Origin of the sequence: Zunongwangia endophytica, assembly GCF_030409505.1 — a bacterium.
Lineage (GTDB): Bacteria > Bacteroidota > Bacteroidia > Flavobacteriales > Flavobacteriaceae > Zunongwangia > Zunongwangia endophytica.
This window is the reverse complement of the sequence record NZ_JAUFPZ010000002.1, coordinates 4264296-4283644: the sequence shown is the minus strand read 5'-3', so window position 1 is coordinate 4283644 and position 19349 is coordinate 4264296. Positions and strand designations below refer to the sequence as shown.

Here is a 19349-nt window from a genome sequence, read left to right as displayed (position 1 = left end):
TTCTATTTAAAAGGTCACATTTAGAGCAAATGTGAAAGTTCTAACATTTGGATACGAAAGTCCATCATCTGAGTTGAAATTGGTACTTCGGTTTGCAAAACCAAAACTAGAAACATCTTCAGGATCTAAACCGGGATAATCGGTAATAGTGATTAGGTTATTTCCACTCAAGGTTAATCGAGTATTAGAAATTCCTGTATCTCCAAACCATTTTTTAGGCAAATTATAACTAATAGAAGCAGATCTAAGTTTAATGTAAGATGCATCTACAATTGATTTTGAACTTGGAGTAGAGCCGTGACTTCTTGAACCGTGTCTGGCATAAGTTGCATCAGTATTATTTTCTGCCCATGTATTACTTACTAGATTGGTGATATTTGAGTTAATATCGATAGACCTTAATTTTGTTATCATTTCATATTCTCGTTGCGCTCCACTAACAAAATTCCAATTCATGTTTAAACTCCAATTTTTGTAAGAAAGTCGGTTGTTCCACCCCCCAAAGAAATCGGGATTAGGATTACCAATAGGTGTTCTATCATTTGTATTAACTTTACCGTCACCATTTATATCTTTAAAAAGATAATCTCCTGGTTGTCTTAGTGAAGATTGATAGCGACCATCTAGCGTACTATTTAATTCATCTATTTCTTCCTGTGTCTGAACAATTTTAATTACATCGTACCCCATTATTACGCCAATAGGCTGACCTTCTACAATACCAGTTTGATCTCCTGAATTTGAACCATACAAATGATCCACATTATTTTTAACAGTTGCGATATTAAGTGAAGAATTCCAAGTGAAATTTTTATTTCTGATGATATCTCCTCCTATTGTTATCTCCCAACCTTTATTCGAAACATCTGCAATATTAGTATTCCAAGAGTTGAATCCAGTTTCTGCAGGGATTGGGGAAAATAAAATTATACCGGAAGTATTTTTTTCATAATAAACAATCTCACCTTCTAAACGATTATTGAATAAACTAAATTCTGCACCAAGATCTAATTGATCGGTTTCTTCCCATCTAATTCCTGTATTTGGCACTCCTGTAACAGCTATACCGTTTTGGCCATCATAATAAGAATCTCCATTTTCTAACGCTTGATAGTAGGACAAGTAGGTAAAAGAAGGTAAATTGTCAGACCCTACGCGCCCCAAAGAAGCTCTTAGCTTAAGTTGATTAACAAAACTTACTTCTCTTAAGAAATCTTCGTTATGCATATTCCAGGCAAGAGCACCAGAAGGGAAAAATCCAAATTGATTATCTGGACCAAATTTTGTTGATCCGTCCCTACGTGCAGTAAATGTAGCTAAGTATTTGCTTTTATAATTGTAGTTTATTCTTCCAAAAATAGAGTTTAAGCCCTGCTGTAAACTCTCACTATTGGCATCATCAAAAAAACTTGCTGAAGCTATGTTAGTTAAAATATCATCGTCTGGAAAACCTCTATAAGTTTGTGATTCTGCATCATAACGACTCCGATCCCAAGAAACTCCAACAACAGCATCGATTGTATGATTTTTATTAATTGTTTTGTTGAAGTTTAGCGTATTTGTAAATGTCGTAGACCAGTTATTATTAGTTTGTACACCTAAAACAGCACCAGGTCGACTATAATATAAACCTTCATATAAAGCCTCTGTAGATTTTGAAGTGTAAAACTCATCGATATTATCTTCTTTCAAGCCAATACTAATTCGAGATTTAAACTTTAAATCATCTATAATCTCATATTCCCCAAAAATCGTGGCTAAAAGGTTTTTAGAAATTCTTTTATCCCTCATTTGGTTTCCATTGCCCAAAAGTGTAAACTGCTCACCATATTCGCCATCAAAAGTTGAATATGATCCATCATCATTATAAGGAGTTAAATCGGGTCTAAATTGTCCTTGACTTAAGGAAGTAAACCCCTTATTCTTATTAATGGAATAATTATAATTAATAGACGTCCCTACTTTTAAAAGATCGGTTACATTGGCATCTACGTTTGTACTTAAATTGTAGCGCTTAAAATTATTACCTATCATAGCTCCATCCTGATCTGAAATACCAAGAGAAGTGAAGTAACTGGCTTTTTCTGTACCTCCGCTAACGCTAAGACTATACTTTGTCCATAAAGCATTTTTATTCTTTATAATATCCTGCCAGTTTGCATCTGCATTTCCAAAATAACTATCTGGATTTTTTAAGATCCTATTTTGTACTGGGTAAGCAGATTCCCAATTTTCTTCAGGAACACCACTTAATATACGACGAGCATTGCCCTGAGTCCAGGATATATAATCTGAGGCATCCAAATAATCATAAGTATCCACCGGATTTTGAATGGTAGAACTTACATTAAAAGATAATCTTGGTGCTTCACCTCGTTTACCACGTTTTGTAGTTACTATTACAACACCATTTGCGGCTCTTGATCCATAGATCGCAGCTGCTGAAGCATCTTTTAAAATATCTACACGTTCAATATCATCCGGATTTATAGATAAAAGCGGATTTTCACGCGAACCATAATTAATAATCCCAAGAGATTCGGTATTTGGTGTGATATTTATTGGAACTCCATCAATAACATATAATGGTTGATTGTCTCCTCTAATTTGGCTGAGCCCTCTAACTTGCACAAAAGCTCCGGCTCCTGGTTGCCCTCCTCTATTTTGAACATAAACTCCGGCAACTTTTCCTATTAAAGCCTGATCTACCGTTTGTGTTTGAATCTGCCCTAACTCTTCAGCCTTCACAGATCCTACAGATCCTGTTAAATCCTTTTTTTTTGTTGTTCCGTACCCAACCACCATAACCTCTTCTAAAGAATTCATTTCTTCCTTCAAGGAAATAGAAACATTTTTCATTGTAGATTCTACTTTTTGGTAATACATTTCATACCCTACACCCGTAATAACTAAAAACTGTCCTTTGTCTGCTTGAATTGAAAATTTGCCATCAAAATCGGTAACAGTGCCTCTTACCATAGTTTTGCTTCCATTTTCACCTTGCTCCATATTCGGCTGGGTACTGGAAATATAAACAGTCAATCCAGGTAAAGGCATTCCCTGCTCATCGGTGATTGTTCCACTAACAAGCAGCTGTTGTTGAGTTGTGTTCGGTTTTTCTTTAAAAATAATTGTATATTCATTATCATATACAAAATCAAAGTTGCTATCTACCAAACTAGAATTAAGCAAATTGTTAGCCTTGATAATTCCTTTTTTTAATTCGACTTCTGGCAAGTCTTTGAACAAATCGGACTGATATACAAAAACATAATCAGTTTGACTCATCACTAAATTAAGTACCTCATCTACTGAAATTGTTTTATCAGAATCGATGCTAATATTAGCATTTTGAGATAAAATGTTAGTAGACGTAAAACTGAATACAGTTGTACAGAATAAAAAAACGAAACTTTTCATTAGAATTTTAATGTACCTCCTAAACTGAACAGTCGAGTTAGTAGTTAATTTTATTTTCATAAATTTAGAGGGTGTTAATTAGTTAATATATTTAACTGGTTATTAATTGAAGGGAGAAAGCATCAACTTTGGCGAGTGCAGGCTTTACTCCCTTTTTTATTATGTTATTTCAGTATAACTACGTTATTTTTTACTTCATAATTCGTTATAAAATTTGTGTTTTTAAACAATTCTAAGATATCTTTTAACTCTTGGTCTTTTCGAAGTTGTCCATTAAATTTTACTTCCTTCAAATTTTCATCCTCATAAATAACCTGAACGTTATACCATCGTGATAATACGGTCATAATTTGCTCTAGGTTTTTATATTTGAACTTGAATACACCTTCTTTCCAAGAAACTTCATAAGATATTTCGACGGGCGAAATAATTAGATCCTTATTTTGTTTGCTGAAGATTGCCTGTTCCCCAGGAACTAAATTTTTACTTTGGCTATCGGTACTATTCAATTTTACAACACCCTCGACTAAAGTTGTATAGATATTAGTATCTTCTTTATAAGCTTTTACATTGAATTGGGTTCCCAAAACCTCGATATCCTGTTCGCCCGTTTTCAAGACAAATCTTGATCCTTTATGTTCTGAGCTTGGAGAGACTTTAAAATATGCTTCCCCATAAATCAATTCTACTTCTCTTTTTTCTCCGTCTTCGAAATTTTCTGGAAAGGCAATTTTTGAATCTGAATTTAACCAAACCTCCGTACCATCGGCTAATTCAACAAAAAACTCTCCTCCTATAGGAACACTTAAATAATTATATGAAACCTTTGAAGCCTGATTGTCTTTTTCACCGTGATAGATTAGCTTCTTCCCATCACTATAAACCGATGCTGAATGATACTCTTTTCCATTTCCTAAATTAACACTACAACCATTTGCAAGGATTAGAGTTGCTTTATCACCCCCTATTTGCACATTAGAGTCCCCAACTAAGTCAATCTCATTTTTTTGATTATAATAGTAAAAGTTAATTGCTGCAAAAAATGCTATACTGGCAGCTATAGCATATTTAAAGAAACTTTTCGTATAAAGCGGTATTGTCTTTGTCTCCGGTTCATATTCCAATGATTGGAGAATAGAAATAAGCATTTTACTTTTAAGTTCCTTCTCCTCACCCATTTTATCAATCCAAACATCGTCTTTCTGAAAACTTTCATAATAATTTATAAGCTGCTGAAGCTCTTCACTATTAATATCACCGCTTAGATATTGTTCTATGAGTTTTTGGAACTTTGTATTATTAATCTCCAATATTTTTAAAATCTAATTTAAGTTTCTCTAAGTATAGTGTCATAAAGACTAACTACCCCCCTAATAGATTTTAATATTTTTATTAAATTTAACATAATTTAATAAAAATAACATTCAATAATTAACATTTAAAACACTAACATCAACCAATAACAAAGGTTTAATAATAGACTTTTATAGATGAAAAAGTAGTACTATAAAGTATATATCCCCAAGAGATGAGCGAAGAATTTTAAGAGCTATTGTAATGTGATTTTCTACTGTTTTAGTTGAAACACCTAACTTTTCTGAAATCTCCTTATGAGTCAGTTGCTCATATCTACTCAGTTTATATACGTTTTGGCATTTTTCAGGAAGATTATTTACTACGACTTTTATATGTTCTTTTAATTCCTCGTGAATAATCTTAGATTCGGGAGTAACTTGTTGTAATCTAGAGTCTATATTTTCAAATAACTCAACGTGCAAAGTTTTACTCTTCCTAAATTCTGAAAATACTTTATATCTCACGCATGCAAAGAGATAACTTTTTAATGAAACTCTAATCTCAACCTTAGATCGGTTATTCCATAGATCAATGAACACGTCTTGAATAATTTCTTCACAAGTCTCTCTTTTATTTAGAAGATTAAAAGAAGATATATATAACATTTTCCAATACTTATTATATAAAGCTGTTAATGCTCGCTTGTCTCCTTCTTTTAGTGTTTTAAGTAATTCATCATCCATGAAACGTTGTTTTGTACAAAAACAATATTTTTAACAAAAATAGCTATTTTGTTTACAAGAATTTAATGCTGTGATGATTTTAGTAAATTAATAATAGAACAGTTTTTAGATTTTGAATTAGGAATTCTCTGCGCTAAAACTAATACATATCTAAAAATTGATCTAAATCATATATTATAGTACACCACTAAATTTCTCCATTTTTAGAACAACAGTTATCCTACATAATGCATTAAATTTTAAAAAATTATAAAAGAAGAATGATTTTGAAAGATCATCAAAGACATGAAGTCTATAAAAAGTTATTGCAGAATAATTCAAAAAATGATTTCGTATAAAAAAAGAAAAGTTTATAAAGGATACTAGTACCCTTTATAAACTATAACTCAAATTATAAAAAATTAGTCTAATTATGTAGATTCTTAGATTTTAAAAACTCCAATAATTTTTCAGGTTCATCGGTCTGTATAATATTGGCTCCGTTCTTAAGTATTTTTTTCATTACATTTTCTATCTCTCCTTCTCGAATTTCAGAATCAAATTTCCCTAAAGTGTTTATCCAAATTTTGGCATTATTATTTTTAATTAATTCTACCACTTTACTAGTATAAAATTTATCATCTATATGAATTACAGCGGGCTTAAACCGAGTAATTGCCGAATCTGCCATCTGATATGAATATGCACGAGGCATCAATTGTGCTGATTTTTTTAAGTTTTGAATTTTATTTAATTGATTATAATCATTATCAAAATATAAAACTTCATTATCAATAGCATTTTTCGCTACATTAGTAAGAATTCCTTCCACATTATCAGTTTTCATATCTAGATCGACCATAATTTTACCCTTAGTTATCTTTAAGAACTCCTCGAAAGTAGGTACAGACTCCTCACTTATTTTTCCAGAAGATGATTTTAAGTGATATTGACGAATTTCTGCTAAAGTCATCTCCTCTACTTCCCCATTACCAGTAGTGGTTCGATCTATTTTAGAATCGTGCATTAAAACTAAATGTCCATCTTTAGTGGTTCGTAAGTCTACTTCTATGATATCTACGCCAATTTGGATAGCTTTTTTTGTGGATGCTATAGAATTTTCAAAATTATTTAAATGTGCTCCCCTATGGGCAGCCACCAAAATCATTTTTGAATTAGCATCGTTAAAAACTTCTATAGTGTCTTTGAGATTACTAGAAATTTTGGGTGCTGCACAAGAAATAAAAAAGGAGAATATCCCTACTATTACCAGCTTAAAAATCTTCATAACTTACTTGATTTACTTTACTACTGATTATTGAAAGTTGCTTTTTGATTACTGTTTTTATTTTTGTATTCAAGCTATGAAAATATGAACTAGAAGTATTTATATTTTCATAGCTCGCGGGAATACTTAATCTGGCTTCACAAAATCTTCTTTTAATCTTGTAGGAGTTTTTGGCATCATATTTATCAATTTCTTTTTACCATTTTTTTTGATGATTTTAAAGGAATCGTAAAGTGTACCTATTGGAGTATATGCTCCATAACTAATCGAATTCTCTGCAACCGTAATAATCTGAAAAAGTTGAGTATATTCTCCTCTTCTCACCATCCAGTTTTGGTCTTTTGATTCATACATTTTTGGTCCACTTACCGATACTGCATACACAGTACCTATATCTTTCACAACTGTTAGCCCTTTACCCTTATTTTCAGGAAAACCTCTTGCATATGTATGATCATGCCCTTGTAATACCAAATCTACTTTGTATTTATCTATAAGTGGTTTTATAGCTTCTCGTAGTTCCCAATTATCACGCCCTTCAGCAGTTGAATATACCGGATAATGTGTAAAAATAGTTATCCATTTTTTTGTATTTGACTTTAATACAGATTCCAACCATTCTATTTGTGCATTTCTTGATTCCATACTTTCATCAAAAGCTTCACTATCTATCGAAATCAATTTCATATCCTGATAATCGATAGAAAAGCAGGTTTCTTTCAAATCCTCTGTAGGTCCATTTTCAGGAAGTGTAAATTGAGGTTTCCAAAGAGAAGTTAAAACACCATCCCTGTATTCATGGTTACCTGGAGTCATTACACTAGGTACTGTGGCATGAATAAAGCTACCTGCATAAAACCATTCTCCCCATTCTAGATTAGAGTCTCGGTCATTAATCAAATCTCCTGCATGAAGCATAAAATCAACTTTTGGAAATTTACGATATGAACTGCGTATAACTCTAGACCATAATGACTTTATATTGTTTTGAGCATCTCCAAAATAAATAAAGCTAAAGGGCTCTTCGCTCCCTGTTTTAGCGGTTTTAATTTGAAACCATTCGCTCCAATAGTCATCATTTTTTTCGCCATTACCTACTCTATATACATAGGTCGTATTTGGCAATAAATCTGTAACCAAAGCAGAATGGTAAGTAGCTTTAACCAGCGCTTCATTTCTATTTTGATTTTCAATTTTCTCTGATATGGCATCTATTCTACGAACACCATCTAGTAAAAACTCCGGGCCATCAGTTGCTAGCGCTACTTCTACTACCCCATTTAAAACCTGCTGATCTGTACGCCAATTCACAGCAAAGGTATGTGCTTGATCTTCTGTAAGATTAGATATAATACGATCTGGAGTGCTTGAAGGAAATATTAATTTGTGAGCCGGCGTTTCAACATGTTCTGTGTAATGTGAATGATGATGGGTTAAGCTATCTGAGTGCTTATGTTGTGCATGTAGTGTAAAATTAAGCAATATCACCACTGATAATGCTTGTAGACATTTTTGCATTTTAAATACTATTTTATTGAAATTTAATACCTCTATTCTATTTGTTTAAAAACCGTTTTATTCTGATGAAAAGATTTTAAACATATTACTGTCTTTAGGATAAACGGGCTTCAATTGTACATTACTATTTTGTGATAAATTAATTACCATAAGGTTATTTAAGGAATAATTCTAAAAGCTAGCGTAACACCTTACCTTAACAACGAATTCAAATAATCTTTATAAAAGAGATAAGCTTCAATTTTCTCACTTAAATAAGTTGAATACCTATAACTAGATAATTTAAAATAATTTATAGCTGAAAATTAATTCCAAGCCGTATTGCTTTCAAAAATTTAAACTCCGAATAATGGAATATTAGCCTAGATCTCACCCTCTCTTTCAAGAGCAAAAGAATATAAAAGCGAATAAGATTAATACAATTATTTTACGATTATCTCATAGAATCTTAACCATTAGGGATAAATTTTATATGTAATATTGAACCAAGAGTTAATATTACAGCACATGGAATTTATTTTTGACAAAATATATATCCCAAATAACCACTCATTTATTACCAGAGAAATTGCGCTTTCTGGCGAAACTATAATACACTCTCATAAAAACATTGAACTAAATTATATAGCATCTGGGACAGGCAGAAGAATTGTTGGCGATAACATTTCTAATTTTGAAAAAGGAGATCTAGTGTTGTTAGGTGCTGAGTTGCCACATTGTTGGGAACTTCTAGATAGAGAAAAAAATGAAGAGCCTAATTGCATAGTGACTCATTTTTCAGAAGAATTATTATTAAATGAGTATTTCAAAATGCCAGAACTCCAAAATATTCTTCTCTTAATCAAACAAGCGAGTCGAGGTATTCATTTTAAAGTCGAAAATGATTATGAAATACGTGAAATCTTAATAGGACTTTCCCAAAGTGAAGGCTTGGAATATTATATAGGATTATTGAGGATTTTTAATCTCTTATTAAAGATTAAAGACCGAAAAAAATTATCGAATCCTTTGAATCAATCTTCTGTATTCTCAAAAAATATTGAAAAAATCAATAAAGTTTATGAGTACGTGTTTTTAAATATTCAGGAAGGTATTAATCTGGAAGAAGCATCCTCTGTACTAAATATGGCTCCAAGTTCTTTCTGTAGGTTCTTCAAGAAAAAAACAGGTATTACATTTATGGAATATGTTAAAAATGTACGAGTAGGAATGGCGGCCAAACTTTTAGCTAAAACAGATAAGCAAATCACTGAAATTTGTTACGAAAGTGGCTATAATAATCTAGCTAATTTTAACCACTATTTTAAGGTAAGTATGGGTGTAACCCCTACAGAGTATAGAAAAAACTTCAGATAACATCTATTTAAGAGATACGTATTTCAAAACTAGGTTCTTACTTTTAAATTGTCATTGCATCTCATATTGCACGGTTCTCTGCTTTAAGCCGTTCATCTTCCCAACCGTGATCAACATATTCCCACGAAAAATCCTCGCTTTCTACCTTTATTTTCACAAAGCCCTCTTTGGTATTATGTCTGCGGCCTTTCCAACCATTTCCTGCTATAGAACCTCCAGTTAAGAATTGGAATCTATCATTCACATCTCCGTATTCCTTCCAATGAATATGTCCTTGTAATACTAATTTCAAATTATAAGCTTCTAATATTATAAATACTTCAAAAGCATTAGCAACTGTACGACTACCTCCCTCTCCGTTCAATTGGGAATATGTACAAATCATAGGTATATGGGTGGTAATCACAATAGGGGTAGAATTATTGACTTTTTTGAGATCCTCTTTTAACCATTCTAACTGATCTTGGTTAAAAAACCCTTTATATTTTTTATCATGGGTCACGTCTAAAGAATTTAACGTAACAAAGTGCCATCCTTTGTGATCAAAAGAATAATAAGAATCTCCAAAATGTCTTTCCCACATTCCATATTTATAATCTGGGTGGTTCTCATCTTCAGGACTTTCTTCATATATACCAAACAAATCATGATTTCCTATACAATTATATACTGGCATTTTAAATCCCTGAATCAATTGTTTATATAAATCAAAAAGTGATTCGCTCTTCTTATGATCTCCACGCATAACATCGTAAACCAAGTCTCCTCCGGTTAAAACAAAGTCTGGATTTAACTCGTTTACTTTGTTTATGGCCATTTGAAAACCTTTAGGAGCATTCATTTCAGGTTTGATATGAATATCCGTTAAAAAAGCAAATTCAAAAGAAGTTTCACTTGATTCTTCTTTAGGCTCTTTAGATGAATTTTGGCAAGATTTAGATAAAAATGGAAAAGAAGCTAAAGCTAATCCTGAACGAGTTATAAATGCTCTACGCCCAGAATTTTTATTTTTAATATTGGTCATTATTTTGAAAAAATTAGATTTTCTATTTTTTGAAGTGAAGTATCCCTAATGCTTATAGTAAATCTAAACTTAGATATTTCTGAATCTAAATTCATCTATCTACTTCAATACAAATATAATGGTCAGCTTAGCACTTACACTACATTTATTTTGACTGGTCTACATAGAATACTACCCAAGGGACTAAAATCACTATAATTATGATCACCACAAAATGATTTTGAATTCTCAAAATGCCCCGAATCTAAAATAAAAAAAACATTAGATCGCGCAGAGAGTTCAAGAATAGAATTCAATATCTAGAAATCATTCTGGTAACAATCAAAAAATAGAATACACTTTTATAATTAGTTCACCCTGAATTTAAAAATCATGAATTTTAGTCAAAATTCTATGCAAACCATATAAAATATAAGTGGCAGTACACTTTTTAAATTAGTTAATTTGTTTGCAGACGTTGCAATATTTGATTGTTGATAGATAATTCGATTCAAGTATGTACTATAAATTATGACCCCTATGAAAAAAAATAAATCATATTATCTTTTATTTATTTCTATACTTCTTTTATCCTGTGGTGATTCTATTAACAAAACAAAACCAGATCAAGTAGTTAATGTTTCAGCTTATAAAGACACCCCCTACCAGCAAGATTATAGTATAAAATATAATTCCGCAGATGATCAAAAGATTTCTGAAGCTTATATGGACAGGAATGGGGTGATACAATTACTTTCTAGTGATGGTATTTTACGCACCCATGATGGACAATTTTTATACCCCGGCACGCTAGTTAAAGATAAAACTTATAGACCTCTTACAAATAAAAAAATAAGTAGCTTTTTGGTATATAAAAATCAGTTTGTGTATTTAGATGATAAATCAGTATTTAGCAATGCTTGGGCGGGCGATCTATATATAACTCATGATCTTACCCAAGCGAAACTTTTTGCTGGTAGCGATAACTTCGAGTTTTTAATCAGCGATGGTAAAATATTACAACTTCTTTCAAAAGATGGAGCGGGATGGAAAGGAGATATCGGTGATGAAGTTTTAGAGATATTGTACGATTCTTCTAACAAATTATTTTGGATTTTAGGAACCCATAGTGTTTCAAGCTTCGATCCAAATAAAAATATATTAACAACTATAGAACAAGAGGAAGAATTAACATCCTTCACACTATTCAGCGGTAAATTAATTGTAGGAACATCACATGGATATGCAGAAATAGATACAACAACCAGCAAAATAGATGGAACGATAAAAAATAAATTACCTGTAAATGATATAACATGTATTAGTACCATTAATGAAAGTTTATGGTTCGGTTCTTCTCAAGGTGCCTTCAAATTGCGTAATGATGGCAAATTTGATTACTATTACGGTAAGCGCTGGTTACCAAGCAACAATGTAAAACACATCTCGCAAGGAAAAGATGAATCTATTTTGATTGTAACAGATGCTGGTTTAGGCCAAATTGAATTTAAAAAAATGACTCTTTTTGACAAAGCTCAATACTATGAAGATCAAGTAAGAGATCGACATATTCGATTGGGTTTAAATGCTACTCTTGTCGATATGAACAATGGGAATATAGACTCTGGTAGATTATCTGATTCTGACAATGATGGGTTATGGACATCGATGTATCTCGCTGCCGAAGCTTTTAGGTATTCTGTAACAAAATCAGATGAAGCATTACAAAACTGTCGTGAATCCATGGAATCCATGGAACGCTTATTCAGTATTAATCCCGTTCCCGGTTTTCCTTCTCGATCTTTCGAGCGAAGTGGATATATCGAAAAACTTAACAATCCAGATAGATGGCAACATGCTACTGATCCTGAATGGGATTGGAAATCGACCACAAGCAGCGATGAAGTTATAGGCCATATATTTGCTTACAGCGTTATTGCCGAATTAATGGATGACGATTTAAAAGATCGTGCAATAATCCTTATCGATACCTTAATGAATCACATTGTAAGTAATGATTTATATATGGTAGATTTTGATGGAAAGCCAACTACTTGGGGAAAATGGAATCCAAAATATATAAATGCCAGACCAAAAATGGTAGGAGACAGAAAAATAAACTCCTCTAATATTATTGGGATGCTACAAACAGCTTACCATTTTACCGGAAAAGAAGAATATAAAGAAAAGGCGCTCAACCTTATAAACAAGCACGGATATTTAGAAAACTTAATGAGGCCTATGGATCAAATTGCTTCAGCACCAAGCGACGCCGATGATTGGAGTAAAATGCTTTCAGAATCATGGAACCATTCTGATGATGAAATGTACTTTTTAGGATATTGGGGTCTATATAAATATGCCTTCAATGATACCTTGAAAACGAAATACAAAAAGGCTATTCTTGATCATTGGGAAGTAGAACGTCCAGAAAAAGATGGCGCTTGGAATATTATAACAGCTTTGACCGGCACTTCTAAATTTGACCTTGATGAAGCCGTGTGGTACCTAAAAGAACATCCTTTAGATTTAATTTCATGGGATGTAAAAAACAGCCATAGAGAAGATATTGAATTCATTGCTCCTAATTTTAGAGCACAAAGCATTAAAGAAGTGCTGCCACCAGATGAACGACGTGTGCAACGGCATAATTCCAATATGTTCAGCTTAGATAAAGTAGGTAGCGACGGCAACAAAGAATATTCAGCGGGTGATATTTGGCTTCTTCCCTATTGGATGGGGCGTTATTTAGGAGTGATTAGTGAACCTCAACAACTCAACTAGCAAAATACTTTATTTATGCTGAATCTAATATTGAGATAGTTATCAAACCATATTAATACCATTATCTATACCAAGAATTTTTATAATACTGAATACTTCGGCTGAAACAGTTAATTTTAATGTACCTAAAACCACTCTAGATAATTATAAAAGAAGGAGTTAAATAAATTGTGTAGTTCTTTCAGCGCTGAGGTTTTAGTCGAGTCACTACAACTTATTTTCGCCCTACGAATACAAAAAACCTATCCAAATTTTACATTTTCAATAATTAAAAACCGGTTGTTTTAGATTGCTTTCTCCCAATTTAAATCTTCTTCTTCTGGATCATCAAAAGTGATTTTAAGCGATCTTATCTTTTTTATTTTTTCTAACGATAACTTAGATTGTAACTTTATGAATTTGTATTTCACTTCTTTTAAAATCAATATAATTACTTCAGAAAGATTTAGGCATCCCAATTTTTCATTTTTTGCATAGTACAGGTAAAATTTAAAAAATTGTATTAGTAAAAATGACATGACTACTGAAGTTCTTTGTTTCATACTACTTATTTGAATTTCAGCTATAAAAGAAAAAAAATTATTAAACCTATAATTGAATATTAAGCAAGGTATCTTTTAAAAAAATCTAACTTCTAGAATATTGGATGTTATTAACCCAGACTATTATTTCAATATAATTAATTCGAAGTCTGAAATTTACTTATTGAAATCAACAAAAATTGCCTGAGAATTCCCAGGCAATTTTAAGTAAACAACTATTCAAATCACACAATTAAACTATAAAAATTACCATGGTTCTGTTACATCTTGTACAATCCAAGGACGCGCATACGGACTATCATTTGAATCTGTACTGCTGTAAGGAGTCGCTTCTAGAGAAGCAGCCCCCAGCGAATTATTCACACTGTTGTTATTAATTTCATCGTCGGGATAAGTAAATCTTAGAGGCATCACTTCTTCTCTAGCAAATGGCCCAGGATTTAGATTGGGGAATCCTGTCCTTCTCCAATCCATATAAGCTTCATCCCCATTAAACATATTGGCAATCCATTTTTGCTCCATTATCTGTGCTAATGTTCCATTAAAACTAACTTCGGTATTATTAATATAATCGTCATAATAATCTGCAAGGCCCCACACCTCTAACGATGCTTTAATACCTTCTAGATAATTTTCTTCTGCACTAGAACCCCATCCTTTTAAGGCTGCTTCTGCTTTTAAAAAAGATAATTCAGCATAAGAAAACAACCTTGCTTTTAAGAGATTTCCTCCATCGTCTTTTTGATTAAAAACTTCATTCATATTAGAAACATAAGCGTTAGTTCCCCCTCTTGAACCTTCAGAATTTAAGTTATATTGATACGGATCTACACCACTAACAGCTACGGGCAAACCAACATATACACTACTGGTGTCGATTAGGATTTTTCCATCCTTTAAATCGTCGCTATAAGATTCTGGAGTATATATTGCATAATTATTAGCTTCCAAAGTTTCTTCCTTAATGTATCGAATACCACCGGTTTCTACGATATCCTCTTCGCCGGGCATTTCATTAGCTGATACAATTTTAGTTGGAACCTCGACAGGTGCAAACCAGATTGAAATTCTAGGGTCTTTTAAGTCTTTTAATTTATCTGTTAAAGTAGTACATGGTTTAACTCTGTGAAACTCTGAAGCTGAACCAAATTGACCGCTATTTGGCCAAGATTGACTTTCTATACCTCCAATATAGTCCAATACAAGTTCGTCCTCAATATTATTCATCAATGGTTTAGAAAGTGTCTTAACCGCTCCCTCTCTAGCAAAAGAAGGTAGTTTCTCCGATAAACGCATATAGTAGCGTAATGCTAGAGAATTTGCTAATTTTTGCCATTTAGAGGCATCTCCTCCATAAAACAAATCCTGACTTTCCATAACACCTTCAAAATTAGATCCTTCTAAAAGATCTGAAGCCAGCTCTAAATCTGCTATTATAGCTTTATAAACAGTTTCTTGTTTATCGTATTCTGGTCTTTCTCCGTCTAGATCTTTACCATTTAATGCTTTAGAATATGGAATATCACCATAAAAATCGGTCAAATTACCAAATAACATTGATTTTAAAATCAAAGTAACTCCTTCATGAAAGGGTAATCCTAGAGCTACAGCTCTTTCGCGAGCTACTTTATTAGTTCGTAACAAATTGTAATTAGAAGACCATATACTACCTGTTTGCCAGTCGTAACGATTATCAGACCAAGAGTCTTTTTGTATGTATTGGGAGCCAGCTCCTGTATCACCAGCATATCCTCGTGCAGTTGAACTTGTAGCTAACCCTGTCATGACAGAGCTAATTAGTAAATTTGGATCTACCACACCAGATTCTACCCCGTTGGGGTTTTCATTTATTTCCATAAGTTCATCGTTACATGAAACGATTGTTAGTAATGGAACTATAAGAAAAAGAATAACTATATTTTTAACTAATTTCATATTCTTATTTTTTGATTTAGAAACTTGCATTTAATTTAAGACCAACTGGAATAGCCCAAGGTTGAATATTATATCGTTCAACACCCTGAGAAAGACTTCCTCCTGAATATTGAAAAGCCGATTCTGGATCGATATTAATACCCGCCTTTGTCCATAAAATGATATTTCGGCTAAACAATGAAAGTGATAAATTTTGCATTGCAAACTTCTCTGCTATTACTCTAGGAAAAGTATAGCTAATAGAAATTTGTCTAAGCTTTACATAATCGGCATCAAAGGTAGAGGCTCTTGTAAAATCCCAAGCATAGTTATCACCGTAAGTATGATACTGGGTACCGGGACCACCAATATTTTCTTGTTGAGCAATAAAATTCCCTTCATCGTCATACTCACCAATAACTCCAGGTAAAAATACGCCATCGTTTAAACCATCTATAGGGAAACCACCATCCTCTGCAGTTGGACCTCCTACCAATGGGTAAAATTCACCATCGGGAGATAGGTATACATCTGCATTGTTTTTGATATACGTTGGGATATCTCCTACATCACTCAAGTCATGAACTTTATTCAACCATCTTGTGGTTTGTAAATCAGATTCGGCATATCTATGAGTCTGAGATACAAACTGCCCTCCGCTTCTCCAATCAAAATTCATCGATAGATTCCAATTTTTATATTGGATAGAAGTTTGTAAGCCCATTTTAAAATCTGGATTATAATTCCCAATTACAGCTGCTGCTCTATTACCATCTTCATTAGATAAAGTTCGATCACTATTTTCCCAACCTTCATCATCTAAAAGAGGCCATCCGTAATATGGAGAGTTTTCATCTTCTACTCTAACAAATTTTCTATCTACTATTTGTCCTACTTCTTCCCCTACCCAGGTATAAGCGCCCCCTTTTGCTTCGCTCCAAAAATTCACATAATCAGTTCCCTCTGCTAATTCAGTAATAATCGTTTTATTGGTAGTAAATGTTAAGTTCATATTCCAACGAAGTTTCTCGCTATCTACTAGAACTCCGCCTAAACTAGCTTCAAAACCTTTACTATTTAAGTTTCCTGCATTAAAGAGTTTACTAGTAGCTCCTGATGAAATTGGTAAAGATTTCTGAAATATTTGATTTTTGTTATTAGATTCGTAATAGGTAAAATCCATATTAAAACGGTTTTTAAAAAGCGATAAATCGACACCATACTCTGTTGATGTATTTAATTCTGCTTTAATTTTATCGTTTTTTAAAGCCTGACTAACCGCTAATTGAGATGCCGATCCCCAATCGCCAGAGTTACTTAAGATAGCATACAAATTATGGGGACTAGTATCATTTCCTGCTTGCGCCCAACCAACACGTAGCTTAAACAGAGATACATTGCTACCCATATCGAAAATTTTATTGGCTAGTATACTGGTAGAAACCGATGGGTATAAAAAACTATTTTCGCTTTCTGGTAATGTACTAGACCAATCTTTCCTAACGCTTGCATCTATATACACCATATCCTTATAACTAATATTCCCTAAAGCGTATAAACTATTTACGCGCTCTTTTGATAATGATTCGCTATAATCGATATTCTCGGAAGCAATATTTGATAAAATAAATAAGTTGGGTACAATTAAACCAGCTCCTCCATTTTTAGTTTGGGTAGATACAAAACTATTATCTACATCCCTTACATTACCACCAGTAGATAGGCTAAAATCAAAAGCCTCGCTCAATTTATCTGTATATGTCAATAAAAAATCAGCATTACTTTCTACACCGTTAAGATTTTGTAAGCCGTAAGCTCCATTCATTTCTCTATTGAAACCACTAGATATTCTTGTTTCTCTATCTTCATGAGAATCATTATAAGTAAATCGAGCCATCAAAGAAAGTTTATCGGTAAATTGATAATTTGCTTGAATATTACCGATCAGTCTTTTTCTTTTAAATCCATTATTGATCTCATAAGCCATAAAGTACGGGTTGTTATATTCAAAATCAGATGGACTATCGCCTAAATTATAGGGTGCATTCTGAGTTTGGCCTTCTACTAACCAGTAATCTCTCATATCCCGAATATCAATATGAGGATTTATATCATACAAGGCTTGTAAAGGATTGGCATTTCTATCTGTTGTAGATGGTCTATTATCTGCTTCTGATATAGAGTACTTTATACTTGCTGTAACTTTCAGTTTATCATTAATATCAAAAGTACTATTGATACCAAAATTATTACGCGTTAAATCAGAATTAGGAATAAAACCTTCGTGTTTCATATTGGTATAGGACATCCGATAATTCATTCTTTCAGAATTATTTTCTACAGCAACAGTATTTGTTAAAGTATATGCCGTTTCAAAGAAATTCTCTGCATTATTTGCCCCTCTAGACGTTAAGGGTTTAGCTACTCCCACGCCACTGGCAATTTCTGCATCGGTATATGGCCATTGGATTGCACTTAAACCTTGATCTAATGCTGGCCCTACCCATCCTGAAGAAGTTTCATCGATCTGAGTTATACTTGGATCTGGTCTACTACCATTTGCAAAACGAGTGCTTTTTTCCAAAAACTTATAAGGAGTTTCGAACACATTACTAGAGGTGAAAGATACTCCCAATCCCTTGCTTTTTTTACCTGATTTTGTAGTAATCATGATAACACCATTAGCTCCTCTAGATCCATAAAGTGCTGCAGCACTAGGCCCTTTAAGTACAGACACATTAGCAATATCATCTGGGTTTATATCACTAATACCTCCACCATAATCTACTGCAACGCCACTACCCGTACTTCCAATATTAGTTAAACCACTGGTAAGCGGAACACCATCTATAATATATAGAGGTTGGTTGTCTGTCGTTAAAGACGATGCGCCACGCAATACTACACTTACCGTAGAACCGGCACCACCTGTTGAATTAATTTGGACACCTGCAACCCTTCCATTTAATGCATTTAAGGCATTTTCTTGAGTTACGGTAGTAAGGTCTTCCCCATCTACCTCGGCAACCGAATAACCAAGAGATTTCTTTTCTCTTGAAATTCCCAGTGCGGTAACTACAACTTCATTTAATTGCTCGGAAGAAGTCTCTAGCGTCACATTTAATACTTGATTATTCCCCACTAGAACCTCTTGTGTGATCATACCTGTATAAGAAAAAACAAGAATTGCATCACTAGCCGGCACCTGAATATTATAATTTCCATCAAAATCTGTAGAAACTCCTTTTTTAGTTCCTTTCAGGACTACAGAAACTCCAGGCAACAAATATCCATCATCACTTTTGACGACGCCCGTAACCTCTTGCTGGGCTACCATATTCCCAACAAACATGCTGAAAATAAAAAGTAGTAATACATTTGTTTTTCTTTTCTTCATAATTAAATTACTCTTTTAAAAGTTTGATTATTAGGTTATTTTATATGAATGAATCACAAATCTATTTTATTGTCTCCTTTTGAATACACGGTATATTATTAATTATGCA

11 protein-coding genes are annotated in these 19349 nt (G+C 32.9%); 2 read left to right on the top strand and 9 right to left on the bottom strand.

Annotation, left to right across the window (positions count from 1 at the left end):
• Positions 1-6 precede the first annotated feature (6 nt).
• The 5 genes from QWY91_RS18855 to QWY91_RS18835 form a co-directional block, all read right to left on the bottom strand.
• On the bottom strand, positions 7-3420 hold the full coding sequence (locus QWY91_RS18855; RefSeq protein WP_290230494.1) for a SusC/RagA family TonB-linked outer membrane protein: 3414 nt from the start codon (positions 3418-3420) through the stop codon (positions 7-9).
• A gap of 164 nt (positions 3421-3584) precedes the next feature.
• Complete coding sequence (locus QWY91_RS18850; protein ID WP_290230492.1) at positions 3585-4730, bottom strand: FecR family protein; 1146 nt, start codon at positions 4728-4730, stop codon at positions 3585-3587.
• 174 nt (positions 4731-4904) lie between these two features.
• A complete protein-coding gene (locus QWY91_RS18845) occupies positions 4905-5459 on the bottom strand; it encodes an RNA polymerase sigma-70 factor (RefSeq protein ID WP_290230490.1) in 555 nt (184 codons plus the stop codon).
• A 406-nt stretch (positions 5460-5865) separates the two neighbouring features.
• The gene (locus tag QWY91_RS18840; protein WP_290230487.1) at positions 5866-6726 is read right to left on the bottom strand and encodes a glycerophosphodiester phosphodiesterase family protein; all 861 of its coding nucleotides are present in this window, start codon (positions 6724-6726) and stop codon (positions 5866-5868) included.
• Positions 6727-6852: 126 nt separating this feature from the next.
• Complete coding sequence (locus QWY91_RS18835; protein WP_290237039.1) at positions 6853-8244, bottom strand: purple acid phosphatase family protein; 1392 nt, start codon at positions 8242-8244, stop codon at positions 6853-6855.
• Positions 8245-8751: 507 nt separating this feature from the next.
• Here QWY91_RS18835 and QWY91_RS18830 point away from each other — a divergent pair.
• Complete coding sequence (locus tag QWY91_RS18830; protein WP_290237038.1) at positions 8752-9600, top strand: AraC family transcriptional regulator; 849 nt, start codon at positions 8752-8754, stop codon at positions 9598-9600.
• A 61-nt stretch (positions 9601-9661) separates the two neighbouring features.
• Here QWY91_RS18830 and QWY91_RS18825 read toward each other — a convergent pair whose 3' ends face one another.
• Positions 9662-10624 (bottom strand): metallophosphoesterase family protein, encoded by a 963-nt coding sequence (locus QWY91_RS18825; protein WP_290237037.1) that lies wholly within the window; start codon positions 10622-10624, stop codon positions 9662-9664.
• Positions 10625-11143: 519 nt separating this feature from the next.
• Between QWY91_RS18825 and QWY91_RS18820 the strand changes: the two genes are divergently transcribed.
• Positions 11144-13387: a ligand-binding sensor domain-containing protein gene (locus QWY91_RS18820; protein ID WP_290237036.1), complete on the top strand. Its 2244-nt coding sequence runs from the start codon at positions 11144-11146 to the stop codon at positions 13385-13387.
• A gap of 284 nt (positions 13388-13671) precedes the next feature.
• Here the strand turns inward: QWY91_RS18820 and QWY91_RS18815 are convergent, their stop codons facing one another.
• The 3 genes from QWY91_RS18815 to QWY91_RS18805 all read right to left on the bottom strand — a co-directional run bounded on the left by QWY91_RS18815 (position 13672) and on the right by QWY91_RS18805 (position 19240).
• On the bottom strand, positions 13672-13929 hold the full coding sequence (locus tag QWY91_RS18815; protein ID WP_290237035.1) for a hypothetical protein: 258 nt from the start codon (positions 13927-13929) through the stop codon (positions 13672-13674).
• A 246-nt stretch (positions 13930-14175) separates the two neighbouring features.
• A complete protein-coding gene (locus tag QWY91_RS18810) occupies positions 14176-15864 on the bottom strand; it encodes a SusD/RagB family nutrient-binding outer membrane lipoprotein (RefSeq protein ID WP_290237034.1) in 1689 nt (562 codons plus the stop codon).
• 16 nt (positions 15865-15880) lie between these two features.
• Positions 15881-19240: a SusC/RagA family TonB-linked outer membrane protein gene (locus tag QWY91_RS18805; protein WP_290237033.1), complete on the bottom strand. Its 3360-nt coding sequence runs from the start codon at positions 19238-19240 to the stop codon at positions 15881-15883.
• Positions 19241-19349 lie beyond the last annotated feature (109 nt).

Excerpts from the sequence above, each read along its gene's own strand:
- QWY91_RS18845 (WP_290230490.1), bottom strand. The coding sequence starts at position 5,459 with ATGGATGATGAATTACTTAAAACACTAAAAGAAGGAGACAAGCGAGCA.
- QWY91_RS18820 (WP_290237036.1), top strand. The coding sequence starts at position 11,144 with ATGAAAAAAAATAAATCATATTATCTTTTATTTATTTCTATACTTCTT.
- QWY91_RS18835 (WP_290237039.1), bottom strand. The coding sequence starts at position 8,244 with ATGCAAAAATGTCTACAAGCATTATCAGTGGTGATATTGCTTAATTTT.
- QWY91_RS18855 (WP_290230494.1), bottom strand. The coding sequence starts at position 3,420 with ATGAAAAGTTTCGTTTTTTTATTCTGTACAACTGTATTCAGTTTTACG.
- QWY91_RS18830 (WP_290237038.1), top strand. The coding sequence starts at position 8,752 with ATGGAATTTATTTTTGACAAAATATATATCCCAAATAACCACTCATTT.
- QWY91_RS18825 (WP_290237037.1), bottom strand. The coding sequence starts at position 10,624 with ATGACCAATATTAAAAATAAAAATTCTGGGCGTAGAGCATTTATAACT.
- QWY91_RS18815 (WP_290237035.1), bottom strand. The coding sequence starts at position 13,929 with ATGAAACAAAGAACTTCAGTAGTCATGTCATTTTTACTAATACAATTT.
- QWY91_RS18810 (WP_290237034.1), bottom strand. The coding sequence starts at position 15,864 with ATGAAATTAGTTAAAAATATAGTTATTCTTTTTCTTATAGTTCCATTA.
- QWY91_RS18805 (WP_290237033.1), bottom strand. The coding sequence starts at position 19,240 with ATGAAGAAAAGAAAAACAAATGTATTACTACTTTTTATTTTCAGCATG.
- QWY91_RS18840 (WP_290230487.1), bottom strand. The coding sequence starts at position 6,726 with ATGAAGATTTTTAAGCTGGTAATAGTAGGGATATTCTCCTTTTTTATT.